Raw genomic sequence first — 17,303 nt, 5'->3', positions numbered from 1 at the left:
TCATGGTCAAGAACAAGGTCGCCAATCCCGTCACGCTGCCGCTGGCCGAGTTCAAGCCTGAGCATTTCCTGCTGGCGGTAACCGATGGTATCGCGACGGTGACGCTGAACCGGCCGGAGCGCAAGAATCCGCTGACCTTTCAGAGCTACCGTGAGCTGACGGATTTCTTCCGTGCCTGCACGATGGATGACGACGTCAAGGTTGTGGTCGTCACCGGCGCCGGCGGCAACTTCTCGTCGGGCGGTGATGTGTTCGAGATCATCGGTCCGTTGATCGAGATGAACACCAAAGATCTCACCGCTTTCACGCGGATGACCGGCGATCTGGTCAAGGCGATGCGCGCCTGCCCGCAGCCTATCGTCGCCGCGGTGGAGGGCATCTGCGCTGGCGCTGGCGCGATCATGGCGATGGCCTCCGACATGCGACTGGCGGCGACCGGCGCCAAAGTCGGTTTCCTGTTCAACAAGGTGGGTCTGGCCGGCTGCGACATGGGCGCCTGCGCGATCCTGCCCCGTATCATCGGTCAGTCCCGTGCCTCGGAACTGCTTTACACCGGCCGCTTCATGACGGCTGAGGAGGGCGAGCGCTGGGGCTTCTTCAGCCGTATCGTTGCGCCGGCGGAAGTGCTGGGCCAGGCACAAACACTGGCCAAGCAGATTTCCGAGGGGCCGACTTATGCCAACACCATGACGAAGCGCATGCTGTCGATGGAGTGGGCGATGTCGGTGGAAGAGGCGATCGAGGCTGAGGCGGTGGCGCAGGCGCTGTGCATGACCACCGAAGATTTCGCCCGGGCGTTTCATGCCTTCGCGAACAAGCAGAAGCCGAAGTTCGAGGGCAATTGAGGCCCTTAATATCGAGGCCGGGACTGAGTGCGCCGGTCACGGTGATAGTTTGATGTGCATCAAAGCTGGCGAATTGCCGGTTTGTCAGGCTTGCCAGGAATTGTTTTAGGTTTAAAATATCTCCATCCAGGCACGACTGCGGAGGCTGTCATGAAGATCGCGATTATCGGTGGCGGGCCGGCGGGCCTCTATTCTGCGATCCTGCTGAAGAAGCAGCGGCCGCAGGCGGAGATCACGGTCTATGAGCGCAACCGTCCCGATGACACTTTCGGCTTCGGCGTGGTGTTCTCCGATGCCACCCTCGACAACTTCGAGAAATACGATCTTCCGAGCTATCAGCGCATCACCCAGGAATTCGCCTACTGGGATGATATCGCGGTGCACTTCCGCGGCACCGTGCACCGGGTCGGCGGCAACGGCTTCTGCGGCTGTTCGCGCCGTACGCTGCTGATGATCCTGCAGGACCGGGCCCGCGAACTCGGTGTCCATCTGCTGTTCGAAGTCGATATCACCGACGAAGCACGTTTCGCCGATGCCGATCTCATCGTGCTGGCCGATGGTATCAATAGCCACTTCCGTAACAAGTATATCGAGCACTTCGCGCCCGAAGTAGATTTGCGCTCGAACAAGTTCACCTGGATGGGTTCAACCAAGCCGCTCGATGCTTTCACCTTCCTGTTTCAGGAGACCGAGTGGGGACCATTCATCGCCCATGCATACCAGTATGAGGCTGGCCGTTCGACCTGGATCTTCGAGACCGATCCGGAGACCTTCAAGCGTGCCGGGCTGGAAGGCCTCGGCGAGCAGGAATCCGCCGATCGGATGCACGATATTTTCAAGGGCTTCCTCGGCGACCACAAGCTGCTGATCAACCGTTCGATGTGGCGCAACTTCCCGATGATCCGCAACAAGCGCTGGGTCAAGGACAACATGGTGCTGCTCGGCGACGCCAAGGCGACGGCACATTTTTCCATCGGTTCGGGCACCAAGCTCGCTATGGAAGATGCCATCGCATTGCATGATGCGATGGCGAAGGCGCCCACTGTTGAGGCCGGGTTGCACGACTACGAACACGGTCGCCGCGAGGAGGTCGAGAAGATCCAGCATTCGGCGGACGTGTCGCTGGTCTGGTTCGAGCACGTGGATCGCTTTTGGGACTTCGACCCCGTGCAGTTCGCCTTCGGCGTCATGACCCGCGCCAAGGCGATCACCTACGATAACCTGACGCTGCGCGCGCCGGACTTCGTCAAGGAAGTCGACAAGTCGTTTGCGCAGAAGGTGCTGGCGCAGGGCTTCGACGTCGATGTCGATAAGCCGGAAGTGCCGATGTTCCAACCGTTCAAGATGCGGGATATGGTGCTTGCCAATCGCGCCGTAGTGTCGCCGATGTGCATGTATTCGGCGGAAGAGGGCGTGCCGAACGATTTCCATCTGGTGCATTACGGCTCGCGTGCCATTGGCGGCGCCGGTCTCGTCTTCACCGAAATGGTCTGCGTCGGCCGCGACGCACGCATCACGCCCGGCTGCGCAGGTCTCTGGACCGACGAGCAGGAAGCGCAATGGAAGCGCATTGTCGATTTCGTGCACAACACGTCCGCCGCCAAGATCTGCCTGCAGCTCGGCCATGCCGGCCGCAAGGGGGCGACCAAGCTGATGTGGGACGGCATGGACCGCCCGCTCGCCGACGGCGCGTGGGACATCGTCTCGGCGTCTCCGCTGGCCTATTATCCGGACAGTCAGGTGCCGGCGGAGATCGACCGCGCTGGTATGGACCGCGTCAAGGCAGAGTTCGTGGCCGCCACGATCCGCGGCGAGCGCTGTGGCTTCGACATGCTCGAGATGCACACGGCGCACGGCTATCTGCTGGCGAGCTTCCTGTCGCCGCTGACCAACAAGCGCACCGATGAATATGCTGGCTCCCTTGAGAACCGTCTGCGCTTCCCGCTCGAAGTATTCACGGCAATGCGTGAAGCGTGGCCGGCGCACAAGCCGATGTCGGTGCGTTTCTCGGCGACCGACTGGGCCGAGGGCGGCAACACTGGCGACGATGCCGTGGAAATCGCCCGCGCCTTCGCCGAAGCCGGTGTCGATCTCGCCGACATCTCGACGGGGCAGACGGTGAAGGAATCGCGGCCGATCTACGGCCGCATGTTCCAGACGCCGTTCTCCGATCAGGTCCGTAACGAGGCCCGCGTTGCTACCATGTGCGTCGGCAACATCACATCTGCGGATCAAATCAATACGATCCTGGCCGCCGGCCGCGCCGATCTCGTCGCACTTGGCCGTCCGCACCTGACCGACCCGTCCTTCACCATCAAGGCGGCTGCCTGGTATGGTGCAAAGGACGCCTATTGCCCGCCCCAATATATGCCCGGCAAGGAGCAGATTTTCCGCAACAGCGTCAGAGACAAGCAGGATTTCGAAGACCTGAAAATTAAGGCTAAGCCGAAGACCCGCGCCGAGATGCGTGCGGAGGCGGCAAAGCCACTTGCAGCTGAATGACTGGGCATGCGAGTTTAGCGGCTAAATTCTCGGCGTTGCGTAAAGTGGAGTTGGGCTGATGAAAGCAATCATCGTGGGCGGTGGCGTTGGCGGTTTGACCACCGCCTTGATGCTGCGGACGCGGGGTATCAATTGCGAACTCTACGAACAGGCTGACAGCATCCGCGAGCTTGGCGTTGGCATCAATACGCTGCCACATGCGATCCGCGAACTCGCCGGCCTCGGTCTGCTCGACAGGCTCGATGCCGTCGCGATCCGCACCGATGAATTGCATTATCTCAACCGCCACGGTCAGGAAGTCTGGCGCGAGAAGCGCGGTTTCGGCGCCGGTCACGACGTGCCGCAATTCTCGATTCATCGCGGCCGTCTGCAGACCGCGATCCATCGCGCGGTGGAAGAGCGCCTCGGTGCCGAGGCGATCCACACGGGTCGCCGACTCGGTCACTTCACGCAGGACGAAGGCGGCGTCACCGCTTATTTCTTCGATCGCAACAACAATCATGTCGAGACCGCGCGCGGCGATATTCTGATCGGCGCCGACGGCATCCACTCCAAGGTTCGGAGCACGCTGTTCCCGAACGAAGGACATCCAGTCTGGAACGGCCTGATGCTGTGGCGTGGTGCGCGCGACTGGCCGGCTTTCCTCACCGGCAATTCGATGATTGTCGCTGGCGGTCTCCACGCCAAAGTCGTGGTCTATCCAATTGCCGAAGGTGAGGCTGCGGGCAATCGGCTCACCAACTGGGCCGTGCTGGTGAAGACCGGCGAGGGTGGCACACTACCGCCGCGCCGCGAGGACTGGTCACGTCCCGGCAAACGCGACGAGCTGATGCCGCATGTGGCGCGTTTCAATGTGCCGCATATCGACGTGCCGGCGCTGATCACGGCGACGCCGGAGTTCTGGGAATATCCTTGCTGCGACCGCGATCCGCTACCGTACTGGTCGGGCGGCCGCGTCACGCTGCTCGGCGATGCAGCGCATCCGATGTATCCGGTCGGCTCCAACGGCGCCTCACAGGCGATCCTCGATGCGCGCGCGCTGGCCGACTCACTGGCTCATGCCGAGCATCCGCGCCAGGCGTTGATGGCCTATGAGCGCAAGCGCCTGCCGATGACGGCCGAGATCGTGCGCTCCAACCGCCGCGGTGGTCCGGAAGGGGTCATTGACGCCGTGGAGCAGATCGCGCCGGACGGCTTCGATAATGTCGAGAACGTGCTGAGCTACGCGCAGCGCGAAGCCATCGTGAAGGGCTATGCGCACAAGGCTGGCTTTGCGGCGCAGCCCGGGCTGGCCGTGGTGAACGGTTGATCCAACTGCTGCACGTGTGAACAAGCTAATACGAAAATGGCCGGGCAGAGCCCGGCCATTTTGCGTCGATGTCTGTAGCTATTAGCGCCGCGCCTTACGCGCCGGGAGGCGGCGGCAGGAAGTGGATGTTGTATTCGGCAGCAAGCGCCACAACGTCCTCGGGCTTCTGCTCTTTCATGTTGTGGATCGCCCAGAACAGGTCATAGAGCCGGCGGCTTGGCGAGACCCAGAACAGCACCTTGGCGTTCTGATCGGACTTGTTGAAGATGCCGTGCGGAATTCCGCGCTGCAGGCGCACCAGATCGCCCGGCGTGGCCGAAGTTTCGGAGCCGCCGAGGAAGAAGTCGAGCTTGCCTTCGAGGATGTAGAGATACTCATCCTGGTCAGGATGAATGTGCGGCGGCACGAAAGTGCCGGGCGGGAACGTGGCGTGCCACGAGAACGAATCCTCGCTGCAGTTCTTCGGCACGTAGGTCTGGCCGAGGATATTCCAGGTGATGCCCTGCATGCCTTCATTGGCGCGGGTGATGCCGGCGATCTCGGTTTTCATCGGATGGTCCTTCCTTGGGTCACGCATTACGACGCGTCGGGTGGTACTCGAAAACAGTTGATCAAACGTGGAGGAAACGGTCCTTCACGGTGGAGTCGCTCTTCAGTTGCTCGGATGTGCCGGTCCACACCACGCGGCCTTTTTCGATCACGACATGGCGGTCGGCGAAGCCGGCGAGTGCATCGACATTCTTGTCGATCACCAGAATGGACTGATGCTCGGCCTTGAGCTTCTTCAGGCAATTCCAGATCTCAACGCGAATGAGCGGCGCAAGGCCTTCGGTGGCTTCATCGAGAATGAGCAGTTTCGGATTGGTCATCAGCGCGCGGCCGACGGCCAGCATCTGCTGCTCGCCGCCCGACAACTGCGTGCCGAGATTGCTGCGACGCTCCTTGAGACGCGGAAACAGCTCGTAGATCTTGTCCAGCGTCCAGCGCGCCGGTGGATGCCGCACGGCGGCGGTAGCGACCAGGTTTTCTTCCACTGTCAGTGTCGGGAAGATCTGGCGGCCTTCGGGCACCAGACCGATGCCCGCTTGGGCGATACGATAGGACGGCAACCCGGCCATCGGCTTGTCGTCGAATGTGACGGTGCCACCGGTGGGATGGATCAGGCCCATGATGGCGTTGATGGTGGTCGTTTTGCCCATGCCGTTGCGGCCGAGCAGGGTCACGACCTCACCGGCATTGATGGTGAGCGAGATATCGAACAGAACCTTGGCGGCGCCGTAAGCAGCCTGGAGATTTGAGACTGAGAGCATCAGGCGGCCTCCTCGCCGAGATAGGCGGCGCGCACCTCTGCATTGTCGCGAATGCTCTGCGGCGAGCCGGACGCGGTGATGCGGCCATAAACCAGGACCGAGACGCGGTCAGCCAGTGCGAAGACGGCGTCCATATCGTGCTCGATCAGCACGATGGGAAGCTCCTTGCGCAGCTCTTGCAACGTGTTGATCAGTCGTTGTGATTCATCGTGGCTGGTACCGGCGAGCGGCTCGTCCAGCAGCAGCAGCTTGGGCTTTGCAGCCAGCGCAATGGCGATTTCGAGCTGGCGTTTCTCGCCATGCGACATCTGCCCGGCCGGCACGCTTGCGCGAGCAGCGAGGCCGAAGCGCGACAACAGTGTCATGGCAGTGTCATTCAGCGCCGGCTCCTTCGACGCATTGCCGAAGAAGCTGAAGCTTGAGCCGCTGCGTGCTTGCACAGCGATGGCGACATTCTCCAGCGCGGAAAAGCGCGGCAGGATCGAGGTGATCTGGAACGAGCGCACCAGACCCATCCGCGCACGCTCTGCCATGGGCAGCCGCGAGACGTCCTGGCCGTCAAAGATAATGCGGCCGGAGTCCGATTGCGCATGACCGGAGATCTGGTGGATCAGCGTGGTCTTGCCGGCGCCGTTGGGGCCGATGATGGCGTGCAATTCGCCGGCCTCGATATTCAGCGACACATCATCGGTGACGCGCAATGCGCCGTAGTTCTTGCAGATGTTTTGCAGCTGAAGCGGAGCGCTGCTCATGACTTGCTCCCGAACAGTCCAGTGATGCCGCCGCGTGCATAGAGCACGACGAGAATGAGGATAGGCCCGAAGATCAGCGCCCAGTTCTCGGTGTAATGCGACAGGATATCTGCGAGCAGGCTGAACACCGCGGCGCCAATGATCGCGCCATGCAGCGAGCCGAGACCACCGAGCACGAGTACGAAGATCAGGTCACCGGAGCGTTGCCAGGCCGTATAGGCCGGGCTGACGAATTCGGTCTGGTTGGCGAGCAGAAAGCCCGACACACCGGCAATCATGCCGGCAATGACATAGGCCGTCAGCTGATAGCGATACGGCGCAAAGCCGATCGCTTCCATGCGCACGGGATTCTCGCGAATGCCGCGTAGCACCCGACCGAAGCGGGATGCGACGATAGCGCGGAGCAGCAGATAAGCGCCGAGCAGCATGCCGAAGGCGACATAATACATCGTCACGTCGTTCTTCAGGAACTTCGAGCCGAAGAACATGCTGCGCGAGGCCAGCGTCAGCCCGTCGTCACCGCCATAGGCAGCCAGCGAAGTGCCGAGGAAGAACAGCATCTGGCCGAAAGCCAGCGTGATCATGATGAAATACACGCCCTTGGTCCGCAGCGAGATCGCGCCTGTGAAGAGAGCGAAGATGAGCGAGACACCGAGCGCCACCGCAAGCTGGATGAAGCCGTCGGTGATTCCGTGGCTGGCAAGGATCGCGACGCTGTAGGCGCCAAGGCCAACATAGGCGGCATGGCCGAACGAGATCATGGCGCCGTAGCCGATCAGCAGATCGAGTGACATGGCGGCGAGCGCCAGGATCATGATGCGTGTGACCAGCGCGAGGATGAAGCTTTGCGATCCCCACAGCACCGAGAGTGGCACAAGGGCGAAGATCGCGAACACGATCAGAGGCAAAACATAAGCGCGGCTGGCTCGCGGCGGCGTCACGAGAGCAGGGGTAGCGTCGAGGTCGACGAGATTGTTCATGATCTGCTCCCGTTACTGCTTGGACGGGAACAGGCCGGATGGCCGGAAAAACAATACCGCAGCCATCAGGATATAGATCAGCATCGGCGCAATGGCGCGGCCGGTCTGGCTGGCCGCCGAGGGATCGAGCAGCAGCTTGAGCAGCGTGGGCGCGAAGAAACGTCCGAGCGTATCGACGAGACCGATCAGCAGCGCCGCGATGAAGGCACCGCGGATCGAGCCGATGCCGCCGATGACGATCACCACGAAAGCCAGAATGAGCACATTGTCGCCCATGCCGGGCTCTACCGAGAGGATCGGTGCAACCATGGCCCCGGCGAAGCCTGCGAGCATGGCGCCGACGCCGAACACGATGGTGAACAGCAGGCGGATGTTGACGCCGAGCGCTGACACCATGGCAGCGTTGCTGGCGCCGGCACGCACGAGCATGCCAAGCTTGGTCTTGTTGACGACGAGATAGAGCGCGAGGCCGACAGCAAGACCGACGGCTATGATGACGAGACGCCACACCGGATAGAGCATGCCGTCGGTGATCTCGACCGCGCCCGACAGCGCGTCAGGAATTGCAACATTTAGCGGCGCTGCGCCCCAGATGTATTTGACGGCCTGATTGAGGAAGATGATGACGCCAAAGGTCGCGAGCACCTGATCGAGATGGTCGCGATCATACAAATGTCGAAAGATCAGGACCTCCAGCAGGAGTCCGAAAATCAGTGCAGCAGGTAGCGCCAGTGCGAGGCCGGCGACGAAACTGCCGGTCATGGTGGTGAAGGCGGCAACGAGGTAGGCGCCGACCATGTATTGCACACCATGCGCAAGATTGATGAAGTCCATGACGCCGAACACCAGCGTGAGGCCGGCGGCGATCAGGAACAGGATCAATCCGAACTGCAGGCCGTTCAGGATCTGGACGAGGGCAAGCGTGAGGGTCATCAGATAACTTGGTTTCTATACTGAGATAAACACGGGCCGATAAAACACCGGGCCGTCCCGCCTTCGCGGCAACGGCCCGGTGATGAGTGATCGCCAGGGCGATTACTGCGCAGCGCAGTCCTTGGCGTAGCGATCGCCGTAGTTCGAGAACACCTTCTCGACGATCTCGGTCTGGAACTTGCCGTCAGCGCGCTTGGCCACCTTGGTCAGGAAGAAGTCCTGAACGGGATAGCCGTTGTTGCTGAATTTGAAGCCGCCACGGATCGACGGGAAGTCGGCCTTCTTCATGGCTGCAGCCACCTTGGCCTTGTCCGAGAGGTCGCCCTTCACGGCAACGACGGCGCTGTTGATCAGCATGGCCGCGTCATAGGACTGGAAGGCGTAGGTCGCCGGCACGCTATTATAGGCTTTCTCGTATTCTGCCACGAACTTCTTGTTCTGCGGTGTGTCGAGGGTCGGTGCCCAGTTCGAGCCACCGAACATGCCGATTGCCGCGTCCTGCTGAGCCGGCAGCGTCGATTCATCGACGGTGAAGGTCGACAAGAACGGAATGCGGTCGAGCAGGCCGGCCTGCTTGTACTGCTTGACGAGGTTCACGCCCATGCCGCCCGGCATGAAGGTGAGTACGGCATCAGGCTTCATCGATGCGATCTTCGAGAGTTCGGCCTGGAAATCCAGCGTACCGAGCGGGATGAAAGACTCTTCGAGAATCTCGCCCTTGAAGTCCATCTTCACGCCGGCGACGAAGTCCTTGCCGGCCTGATAGTTCGGGGTCATCAGATAGATCTTCTTGTAGCCGCGCTTCTGGGCGACGTTACCGAGGATCTGGTGGATCTGGTCGTTCTGATACGACGTCACATAGAAGTACGGATTGCACTCCTTGCCCGCGTAGCTCGACGGGCCGGCATTCGGCGAGATCAGGAAGGTCTTGTTCTCGGTCACCGGTTTATGGATCGCGCCTAGGATGTTGGAGAAGATCGGACCGACCACGAAGTCGACCTTGTCGCGCTCCAGAAGGCCTTTGACCTTGGTCACGGCGACGTCGGGCTTGAGTTCGTCATCGACGACGATGACCTCGACATCCTTGCCGCCCATCTTGCCACCAAGATCCTTGACCGCGAGATTGAAGCCGTCGCGGGCCTGCTGGCCGAGCACGGCACCGGCGCCCGACAGCGACACGATCACGCCGACCTTGATCTTCTCCTGCGCCATAGCCGGCAGAGCCGAGACGCTCATCAGGGCGGCCAAACCGGCCAGTTTGAAAGACTGCTTCATCAACTTCTCCTCCACTCGGCCGCGACAGGCAGCCGAAAAATGCGCCAACCCAAAATTTGTTCTTTTGCCTAGCTTATGCTCACCACGGCGGCAGCCGCAAGCAGCGTAAGTGATCTCCAGGCTCAAGAAATCAGTCGATTTGGCTATGCAAACCGCAGGCCAATTTATTTGAACCTTAAAGAAATATTCAAAATCGACGGTGGTCAAGGCTGCGGCGTTTTGGCTTGCGGTCGGGCGGGAATTCCTTGAAGGTCAAAGGATCGGTGCCGGGGCGGTACGAGATTGTGGATTGCCGGTCTCGTGGCCGCCGCGGGAGCTCCAAGCAGGTAAGATTGCATCATGATTCTCGATTCCGAGACCAAGGCCGTCGAACTTCCCGATGATCACGGCGATGAGCTGCGCCTGTGGCTCCGGCTCCTGACCTGTACGACGTTGATCGAGGGCGAAGTCCGCAGCCGTTTGCGCGAGCGCTTTGACGTGACGCTCCCACGGTTCGATCTGATGGCCCAACTCGACAAGGTGCCCGACGGTATGACTCTGTCGGATGTCTCGAAGCGGATGATGGTGTCGAACGGCAATGTCACCGGTCTGGTCGAACGTCTCGTGGAATCCGGCCATGTCGATCGCCGTACCTCGGACACCGATCGCCGGGTGCAGGTGATCCGGCTCACCAAACTCGGTCGCGCCGAGTTTCGCAAGATGGCCGAAGAACACGAGACCTGGATCGCCGAAATCTTCAGCGATTTGGCGCCGAAGGATGTCCGTGAGCTGATGCGTTTGCTGGCCAAGACCAAGGCTTCCGCGCAGAAAGCGGCGCAAAAGGCAGCGAACGGCAAGGCGCCGTAAACGCGACGCGGTGAGTGCAGTGATCGATCTCGAAGCCGAATACAACAATCGTGCAAAAGTCCCGGAAAGCTCCGCGCTGATCGCCGGCTGGGCACAAGGTGCCCAAGCCTATCGCGACAGCGGCGCGCCGATGCGCGTCATTCCGTACGGTTCAGGCGCGCGGCACGCGGTCGATTACTTTCCCGGCGAAGACAAAGGTCCGATCGTCGTTTTCATCCATGGCGGCTATTGGCAGGCGCTGGACCGCTCTTACTTCAGTCATTTGGCGAGGGGGCTGAATGGCCATGGCATCAGCGTGGCAATCCCCAGCTACGATTTGTGTCCGAACGTCTCGGTCGGTGATATTATCGGGCAGATGCGTGCGGCGACCCGCGAACTGGCGAAGCTCGGCCGGCGACTTGTCGTGTCGGGCCATTCCGCGGGCGGTCATCTCGCCGCCTGCATGCTGGCGACGGACTGGCGCGCGCTGGATTCCGCGCTGCCGCAGGACCTGATTGTCGGCGCCTATGCGATCTCTGGGCTGTTCGATCTGGCGCCGCTGGTGCCGACGTCCATCAACAATGCATTGCATTTGAACGATGCCGGCGCCCGTGAGGTCAGTCCGTTGTTCTGGCGGGTGCCTTCGCGTGGGTCTCTCGATGCGGTGGTTGGTGGCGACGAGGGTGTCGAATATTTGCGGCAGAGCCAAAGCATCGTCGACGCCTGGGGTGTCCATATTCCCGCGCGCTTCGAGGCGCTTCCCGGCGCAAATCATTTTACCGCCGTCGCACCGCTGGCCGATCCGCAGTCCGCCATGGTGCTGCGGCTAAAGGCGCTGGCCACGCTTTAGGCGCGGTTGCCTAAACAAACTGCGCAAATTCGCATCCTCAGCCGAAAATTTCGGCGTGCCGCAAGACTCCGCAGTTGCGGAAAACTGTTTTAAGTCTAAAATGATATTTGGATGACGTTGCCGGGCATCTGACGTGACGGGAGCATTGCAATGGCCGCTGATACTCAGCTGACAAAGCCTTATACGGCGCATGTTGATACGTTTGCGCGGGACAATATGCCCCCGCCGGAACAGCTACCGGAGTTTCTGTTCACCCGGCCAGAATTTCACTATCCGCCGCGCATCAATTGCGTGGTGCCGTTTCTCGATCGCTGGGTTGCCGAAGGGCGCGGCGACGCGCCGTGCATGATCGGGCTGAACGAGAGCTATACCTATCGCGAGCTCTACGAGCTCGTGAACAAGATCTGCAACGTGCTGGTCAACAAGCTCGGTCTTGTCACCGGTGGTCGCGTGTTGCTGCGCTCGGCCAACAATCCGATGATGGTTGCGACCTATCTTGCTATCATCAAGGCTGGCGGCGTTTGCGTATCGACCATGCCGCTGCTGCGCGCCAAGGAACTGTCCTATCCGCTGCAGAAGGCGAAGATCTCGCTGGCACTTTGTGACAGCAAGCTGTCCGACGAAATGGAGAAGGCCAAGGCGGTTTCGCCTGAACTCAAGCGCGTGGTCTATTGGGGCACCGGCGAAGCCGAACTCGACAAGATGATCGCCGAGGCCAGCCCGGAATTCACCGCCGTCGATACGGCCTCGGATGATATCTGCCTGATCGCCTTCACGTCGGGCACGACGGGCGACCCGAAGGGCACCATGCATTTCCACCGCGACATGCTTGCGGTGTGCGACGGCTTTGCACGCAACGTGCTGCGTGCCAGCCCGGAAGACCGCTTCATTGGTTCGGCGCCGCTGGCCTTCACGTTCGGCTTTGGCGGCGTGCTGTTTCCGCTGCATATCGGTGCGTCCTTCGTGGTGCTCGAGAAGGCCGGCCCGGAAGAGCTGCCTCTGGCTGTTGCCAAGCACAAGGTCACGGTCTGCTTCACTGCGCCGACCGCCTATCGCGCGATCCTCGGCAAGATTGATCAGTACGATCTTTCGACGCTCCGCAAATGCGTGTCGGCCGGCGAAACGTTGCCGAAGGGTACCTATGATGCATGGCTGAAGGCGACCGGCATCAAGTTGATGGACGGTATCGGCGGTACCGAAATGCTGCATATCTTCATCTGCGCCATCGAAGAGGAAATTCGCCCGGGCTCGACCGGCAAGCCGGTGCCCGGCTATGTCGCCAGGATCGTTGACGACGAAGGCAACGAAGTGGCACCCGGCACGCTCGGCCGCCTCGCAGTCAAAGGCCCGACGGGGTGCAAATACCTCGCTGATCCGCGTCAGCTCAAATTCGTGCAGAACGGCTGGAATATCACCGGCGATACGTTCCTGATGGATGAGGACGGCTACTTCTGGTACCAGTCGCGCTCCGACGACATGATCGTGTCAGCGGGTTACAATATTGCCGGCCCCGACGTTGAAGCGGCGTTGCTCACTCATGAAGCCGTGGTCGATTGTGGCGTTGTTGGTTGCCCCGATGCCGACCGCGGCATGATCGTAAAGGCCTATGTCGTTCTGGCTCCCGGTCAGGCAGGGAGCGACGCGCTGGCGACTGAGCTGCAGAACCACGTGAAGCGCGAGATCGCGCCTTACAAATATCCACGCGCCATCGAATTCGTGACGCAACTACCCAAGACCGAAACCGGCAAGCTGAAGCGCTTTGCGCTTCGCCAGCAGGCCGCGGCGGGCGCGTCACCGACCGTTGCTGCATAAGTTTGAAAACGTTTCTTTCAGGGAGGATTGCCCGGTGAATGCACCTAAGGGCCCGACATTGACCGTGGTGCCAAACGCAAAGGGCGATGTTGCAGCATCCGTTTCGCGCGCATTGCAGCCAAGTGGCTGGCCGAAGCCCAAAGGCTATGCCAACGGCATGACAGCCGATGGCCGTATCGTCGTCACCGGCGGTGTAATCGGTTGGGACGCCGAGGAGAAGCTGAGGCCGGATTTCGTGTCGCAGGTGCGTCAGGCACTGCAGAACATTTCCGACATCCTTGCGGAAGGTGGCGCGAAGCCCGAGCATCTCGTGCGGCTGACCTGGTATGTCGTCGATATGGAAGAATATCTGGGCAATCTGAAAGCGCTCGGTCAGGCCTATCGCGAGATATTCGGTACACACTATCCGGCCATGGCGCTGGTGCAGGTCGTGCGTCTGGTTGAACTCGCTGCGCGCGTCGAGATCGAAGCGACTGCGGTGGTGCCGCGTTAAGCGGCACTACTTCGCCTCGATAAACTCCGTCGGACTCTTGCCCGTCACTTGCCGGAACGCGTGCGAAAACGCCGAGAAGCTAGCATAGCCGAGGTCGGCAGCGAGCTGCTTTACCGACGCGTTGCGGTTCATCGACAGGCGTTCGATCGCCTCGGCGATCCGGGCGCGTTGACACCAGCTCTTGAAGCTCAATTGCGTCTCTGCTGAAAAAAGCCGCGATAATGTACGTGCAGACGTGCCAACGGCGCGCGCCAATGTTTCGATCTCGTAAGTCTGCGTCGGATCGGCCAGCACCATCTCCGCCGCGCGTCGGCAGCGCGGCTCTTGCGGCAGCGGCATGAACGTTGCGGGATCGCCTGCCTGATGCAGTTCGAGCATGGCAATCTCGATCAATAGCTGATTGCGCGCGACGTCATCGCGCCCATCGAATAGGGCCAGGATCGCCTCGTGCAACAGGCGCGACACGCGAACCACGAACTCCGCTGCGAGATCGCCATTGCGTCGATCCCGCGCCAGCCAGTCGACGTTGAAATACAGCGAGCGCATCTCGATGTCGGCTAGCACGTCGATGGCGTGGGGCAGGTGGGCCGGCACCCAGACCGCGCGATCCGGTGGCACCAGCCAACGGCCCTTCGGAGTCGTGACCTGCATAGTGCCCGCAGCGGCGAACACGAGTTGCGCCTCACGATGGGCATGGGTGTCCAGCCGGATGCCCTTGTGGTAGCGCGTCGCCAGGATGTGGACGCCGTCGGTCGCCGAGCGCCGGCGCTCGGATAAGTCCAGGATTGGCGGTTCAGCGACATTCATTGGCGACATCCCGTTAGAGCAAGCTCATATAACGGCATTCCAAGGTTGCCAAGGAATCGATTCATGAACGTCCCCAGCCGGGTCATCACCCTCGTTAATGTCGCCCATTTCATCGACCACTACGCGATGCTGATCTTTGCGGCGGCGGTGCTCGTGATGGGCCCGGCCATGAATATGACCTATACCGAGCTGCTACCCTATGCGACGCCCGGTTTCATGGCCTTTGGAGCGGGATCGCTGGTGACCGGCTGGCTCGGTGATCGCTGGAGCCGCCGCCACATGATGGTGATCTTCTTCTACGGCATCGGTCTGTCGATGATGGCTGTCGGCCTGGTGCAGACGCCTTTGCAGCTTGGTGCGGCGCTGTTCTCGGTTGGTCTGTTCGCGTCGATCTATCATCCGGTCGGCACGGCGATGATCGTCTCCTATGCCGACAAGCTCGGCAGTGCGATGGGCATTAATGGCGTGTTCGGCAATTTCGGCGTGGCATCCTCCGCACTGATCACCGGCGTACTCGGTCAGTTCCTCGGCTGGCGCTGGGCCTTCATCATTCCCGGCCTCGTCACTGTTGCAGCTGGTGTTGTCTTCATGCGCGAGGTCGCGCATGAAGATCGCTCGGGATTCAAACAGGCCGCGGCGCAAGCGCGCGTCGCGAAGTCCGACATGTGGCGTGTGATCCTTGCACTGTTGGTCACGGTGGTCGCGATCTCCACCGTCTTCAACGCTATCACTGTCGCGCTGCCAAAACTGTTTGCCGAGCGTCTGTCCGATATGACGGACAGCCCCGCATTGCTCGGCATCATTGCCGCCTGCGTTTACGTCTTCGGCGCGGCGACCCAGTACAACATCGGCAAGCTGATAGATAAGCACTCGCTGAAGGCAGTGAGCGTGCCGTTGTCGCTGGTGCTCGCGCCGTTCCTGTATTTCGCAGCGTCGCAGTCGAACATCTCACTGATTGTCGTCGCGATCGGGATCATCATTGGTCTGTTCGGGCAGATCACCGTTAATGAGGCGATCGTCGGCAAGTATACAAGCGAGGAGTGGCGGTCACGCGCCTATGCCGTGCGTTACTTCGTCGGCTTCACCGCAGCAGGTGCTTCAGTCGGCCTCGTCGCATGGTTGTACGAGCAGGGTGGCTTCATCATGATGTTGCACGCCTTTGCCGCCTTGTCGGCGCTGGTGATCGTCGCCGCATTGATTTTGCCGCGGGAGTTGCCGCCAGCAAAAGCGCCTGTGGCGTAAAACTTCTCGCTTCACACTGGCGAGTAGCACGGGACCGGTCTAGTTAGGCGGAGACAATGCCATTCGCTTCTCGAACGGCGGCTGGCGAAAGTGGCATTTCGCGCACATCAGTATCGCGATCGCAGATTTCCGATTGGCATCGGGAATAGTCTGCTGTCTGCGGTGTTGCGTGATGGGGCGCTGCTTTCTGACCGTGATGACCGAGACGCGAGCCGCCGGGAACCGTTTTGCTGGATACGTCCGTGAACTTTGAAGCGCTCGTCGATGAAATTTATGAAGCCGGGATTGTGCCGGAGCGTTGGCCACAAGTGTTCGACCGGCTTGCGGAGATTGCCGACGCGGAAGGTTCGCTGATCTTTGCGGTGGCGCCGGGCACGCCACGCTGGATGTCATCGGAAAAGATTCGCGAACGAATTGATCGCTGGACGAAGGGGCCCTTTGCTCACAACAATCCGCGTGCTCAGCGATTGATACCGAACACCGAGCCGCGATTCTTGACCGATCTCGATCGTTTCACGCTGGAAGAGCTCGATAATGAGAGCTTCTATCGGGATTTGCTGCGACCCGGGGGGCTCGGATGGTGCGTTGGCACCTCGATCAGATCGCCGTCAGGAGACATGCTCGTCTTGTCGGTTGAGAAGGCATTTGCGAAGGGGCCGGTTCCTCGGGCGATTGCGGAGCAATTCGACCAGCTTCGCCCGCATCTGGCGCGGGCTGCCGTGTTGGCCGGGCGCCTCGGTTTCGAACGCGCGCGCACCGCTGTTGCGACGCTGGAGATGATCGGGCTGCCCGCTGCGGCGCTAACGCAGACGGGACGGGTGGTCGCAACCAATCCCGGTTTCCTTGCCAGCACGGCTACGGTCAGCGTGGGCGCGCAGGATCAAGTGCAATTCAACTCTCCGACCGCCAACGCGCTTTTCCTGGAGGCGCTCGCCAAGCCCGTATCTCTGGCCAAGACGGGCCGATCCATTCCCATTGCAGGTGCCGACAAGAGCCCGCCTTTGATTGCGCATGTGTTGCCGCTCCGTCTGGCTGGCCTCGATGTTTTTGCGGGCGCTGTCTCGATCCTGTTCCTGACGCCGATCACCCAGCAGCGCAGCCCGGGTCCGGAGCTTCTGCAGGCTCTGTTCGATTTGACGCCGGCCGAAGCGCGGATCACCAGCCTTCTGATCGATGGCAACTCAGTCGACTCCATTTCGAAAATGCAGAGCGTCAGCCTGAATACCGTGCGGACCCAGCTGAAATCCGTCTTCATGAAAACTGGTGTCGATAGGCAGGTGGATCTGGTTCGGCTTCTGGGCCAGCCGCGAGTTCAATTGATCCGGGACCGTGACGCCTGAAAAATCCAGGAAAAAGGCCGGCACGATG

16 protein-coding genes are annotated in these 17,303 nt (G+C 60.9%); 9 read left to right on the top strand and 7 right to left on the bottom strand.

Annotation, left to right across the window (positions count from 1 at the left end):
- Positions 1-2: 2 nt before the first annotated feature.
- The 3 genes from AB8A33_RS18175 (at position 3) to AB8A33_RS18165 (ending at position 4,656) form a co-directional block, all read left to right on the top strand.
- Entirely contained in the window at positions 3-845 is an 843-nt protein-coding gene (locus AB8A33_RS18175; protein ID WP_439095967.1) for an enoyl-CoA hydratase family protein, read from the top strand.
- A gap of 150 nt (positions 846-995) precedes the next feature.
- A complete protein-coding gene (locus tag AB8A33_RS18170) occupies positions 996-3,347 on the top strand; it encodes a bifunctional salicylyl-CoA 5-hydroxylase/oxidoreductase (RefSeq protein ID WP_439094005.1) in 2,352 nt (783 codons plus the stop codon).
- Between the two features lie 58 nt (positions 3,348-3,405).
- Positions 3,406-4,656, top strand: a complete 1,251-nt coding sequence (locus tag AB8A33_RS18165; protein WP_439094004.1) for a flavin-dependent oxidoreductase — start codon at positions 3,406-3,408, stop codon at positions 4,654-4,656.
- Between the two features lie 94 nt (positions 4,657-4,750).
- Here AB8A33_RS18165 and AB8A33_RS18160 read toward each other — a convergent pair whose 3' ends face one another.
- From AB8A33_RS18160 to AB8A33_RS18135, 6 genes are all read right to left on the bottom strand, one after another.
- Complete coding sequence (locus AB8A33_RS18160; protein WP_068732164.1) at positions 4,751-5,206, bottom strand: cupin domain-containing protein; 456 nt, start codon at positions 5,204-5,206, stop codon at positions 4,751-4,753.
- Positions 5,207-5,267: 61 nt separating this feature from the next.
- Positions 5,268-5,966, bottom strand: a complete 699-nt coding sequence (locus AB8A33_RS18155) for an ABC transporter ATP-binding protein (protein ID WP_439094003.1) — start codon at positions 5,964-5,966, stop codon at positions 5,268-5,270.
- Complete coding sequence (locus AB8A33_RS18150) at positions 5,966-6,718, bottom strand: ABC transporter ATP-binding protein (RefSeq protein WP_439094002.1); 753 nt, start codon at positions 6,716-6,718, stop codon at positions 5,966-5,968. The genes AB8A33_RS18155 and AB8A33_RS18150 overlap by 1 nt, the downstream gene beginning before the upstream one ends.
- Positions 6,715-7,698, bottom strand: coding sequence for a branched-chain amino acid ABC transporter permease (locus tag AB8A33_RS18145; RefSeq protein ID WP_439094001.1), 984 nt, complete (start codon positions 7,696-7,698; stop codon positions 6,715-6,717). Before AB8A33_RS18145 ends, AB8A33_RS18150 begins: the two co-directional genes overlap by 4 nt.
- Positions 7,699-7,710: 12 nt before the next feature.
- On the bottom strand, positions 7,711-8,631 hold the full coding sequence (locus AB8A33_RS18140; RefSeq protein WP_439094000.1) for a branched-chain amino acid ABC transporter permease: 921 nt from the start codon (positions 8,629-8,631) through the stop codon (positions 7,711-7,713).
- A gap of 102 nt (positions 8,632-8,733) precedes the next feature.
- The gene (locus AB8A33_RS18135) at positions 8,734-9,906 is read right to left on the bottom strand and encodes an ABC transporter substrate-binding protein (RefSeq protein WP_439070750.1); all 1,173 of its coding nucleotides are present in this window, start codon (positions 9,904-9,906) and stop codon (positions 8,734-8,736) included.
- Positions 9,907-10,245: 339 nt separating this feature from the next.
- Here AB8A33_RS18135 and AB8A33_RS18130 point away from each other — a divergent pair, with 339 nt between their 5' ends.
- From AB8A33_RS18130 to AB8A33_RS18115, 4 genes are all read left to right on the top strand, one after another.
- Positions 10,246-10,752: a MarR family winged helix-turn-helix transcriptional regulator gene (locus tag AB8A33_RS18130; RefSeq protein ID WP_068732176.1), complete on the top strand. Its 507-nt coding sequence runs from the start codon at positions 10,246-10,248 to the stop codon at positions 10,750-10,752.
- Between the two features lie 10 nt (positions 10,753-10,762).
- Positions 10,763-11,581 (top strand): alpha/beta hydrolase, encoded by an 819-nt coding sequence (locus tag AB8A33_RS18125; protein ID WP_439093999.1) that lies wholly within the window; start codon positions 10,763-10,765, stop codon positions 11,579-11,581.
- 144 nt (positions 11,582-11,725) lie between these two features.
- Positions 11,726-13,393 (top strand): AMP-binding protein, encoded by a 1,668-nt coding sequence (locus AB8A33_RS18120; RefSeq protein ID WP_439095966.1) that lies wholly within the window; start codon positions 11,726-11,728, stop codon positions 13,391-13,393.
- Positions 13,394-13,427: 34 nt separating this feature from the next.
- Positions 13,428-13,886, top strand: coding sequence for a RidA family protein (locus tag AB8A33_RS18115; RefSeq protein WP_439093998.1), 459 nt, complete (start codon positions 13,428-13,430; stop codon positions 13,884-13,886).
- Between the two features lie 6 nt (positions 13,887-13,892).
- On the opposite strand, the gene AB8A33_RS18110 is transcribed toward AB8A33_RS18115, so the two are convergent.
- Positions 13,893-14,693, bottom strand: a complete 801-nt coding sequence (locus AB8A33_RS18110; RefSeq protein ID WP_439093997.1) for an AraC family transcriptional regulator — start codon at positions 14,691-14,693, stop codon at positions 13,893-13,895.
- 63 nt (positions 14,694-14,756) lie between these two features.
- On the opposite strand from AB8A33_RS18110, the gene AB8A33_RS18105 reads away from it, so the two are divergent.
- On the top strand, positions 14,757-15,935 hold the full coding sequence (locus AB8A33_RS18105; RefSeq protein WP_093760636.1) for an MFS transporter: 1,179 nt from the start codon (positions 14,757-14,759) through the stop codon (positions 15,933-15,935).
- A 242-nt stretch (positions 15,936-16,177) separates the two neighbouring features.
- Positions 16,178-17,275 carry a helix-turn-helix transcriptional regulator gene (locus AB8A33_RS18100; RefSeq protein ID WP_439093996.1) on the top strand — a complete coding sequence of 366 codons (1,098 nt, stop codon included), beginning with the start codon at positions 16,178-16,180 and terminating at the stop codon, positions 17,273-17,275.
- Positions 17,276-17,303: the final 28 nt, after the last annotated feature.

The organism is Tardiphaga sp. 813_E8_N1_3 (genome assembly GCF_051811025.1).
GTDB lineage: Bacteria > Pseudomonadota > Alphaproteobacteria > Rhizobiales > Xanthobacteraceae > Tardiphaga.
The sequence above is the reverse complement of the archived record's forward strand: the minus strand, read 5'-3'. Positions and strand labels throughout refer to the sequence as shown.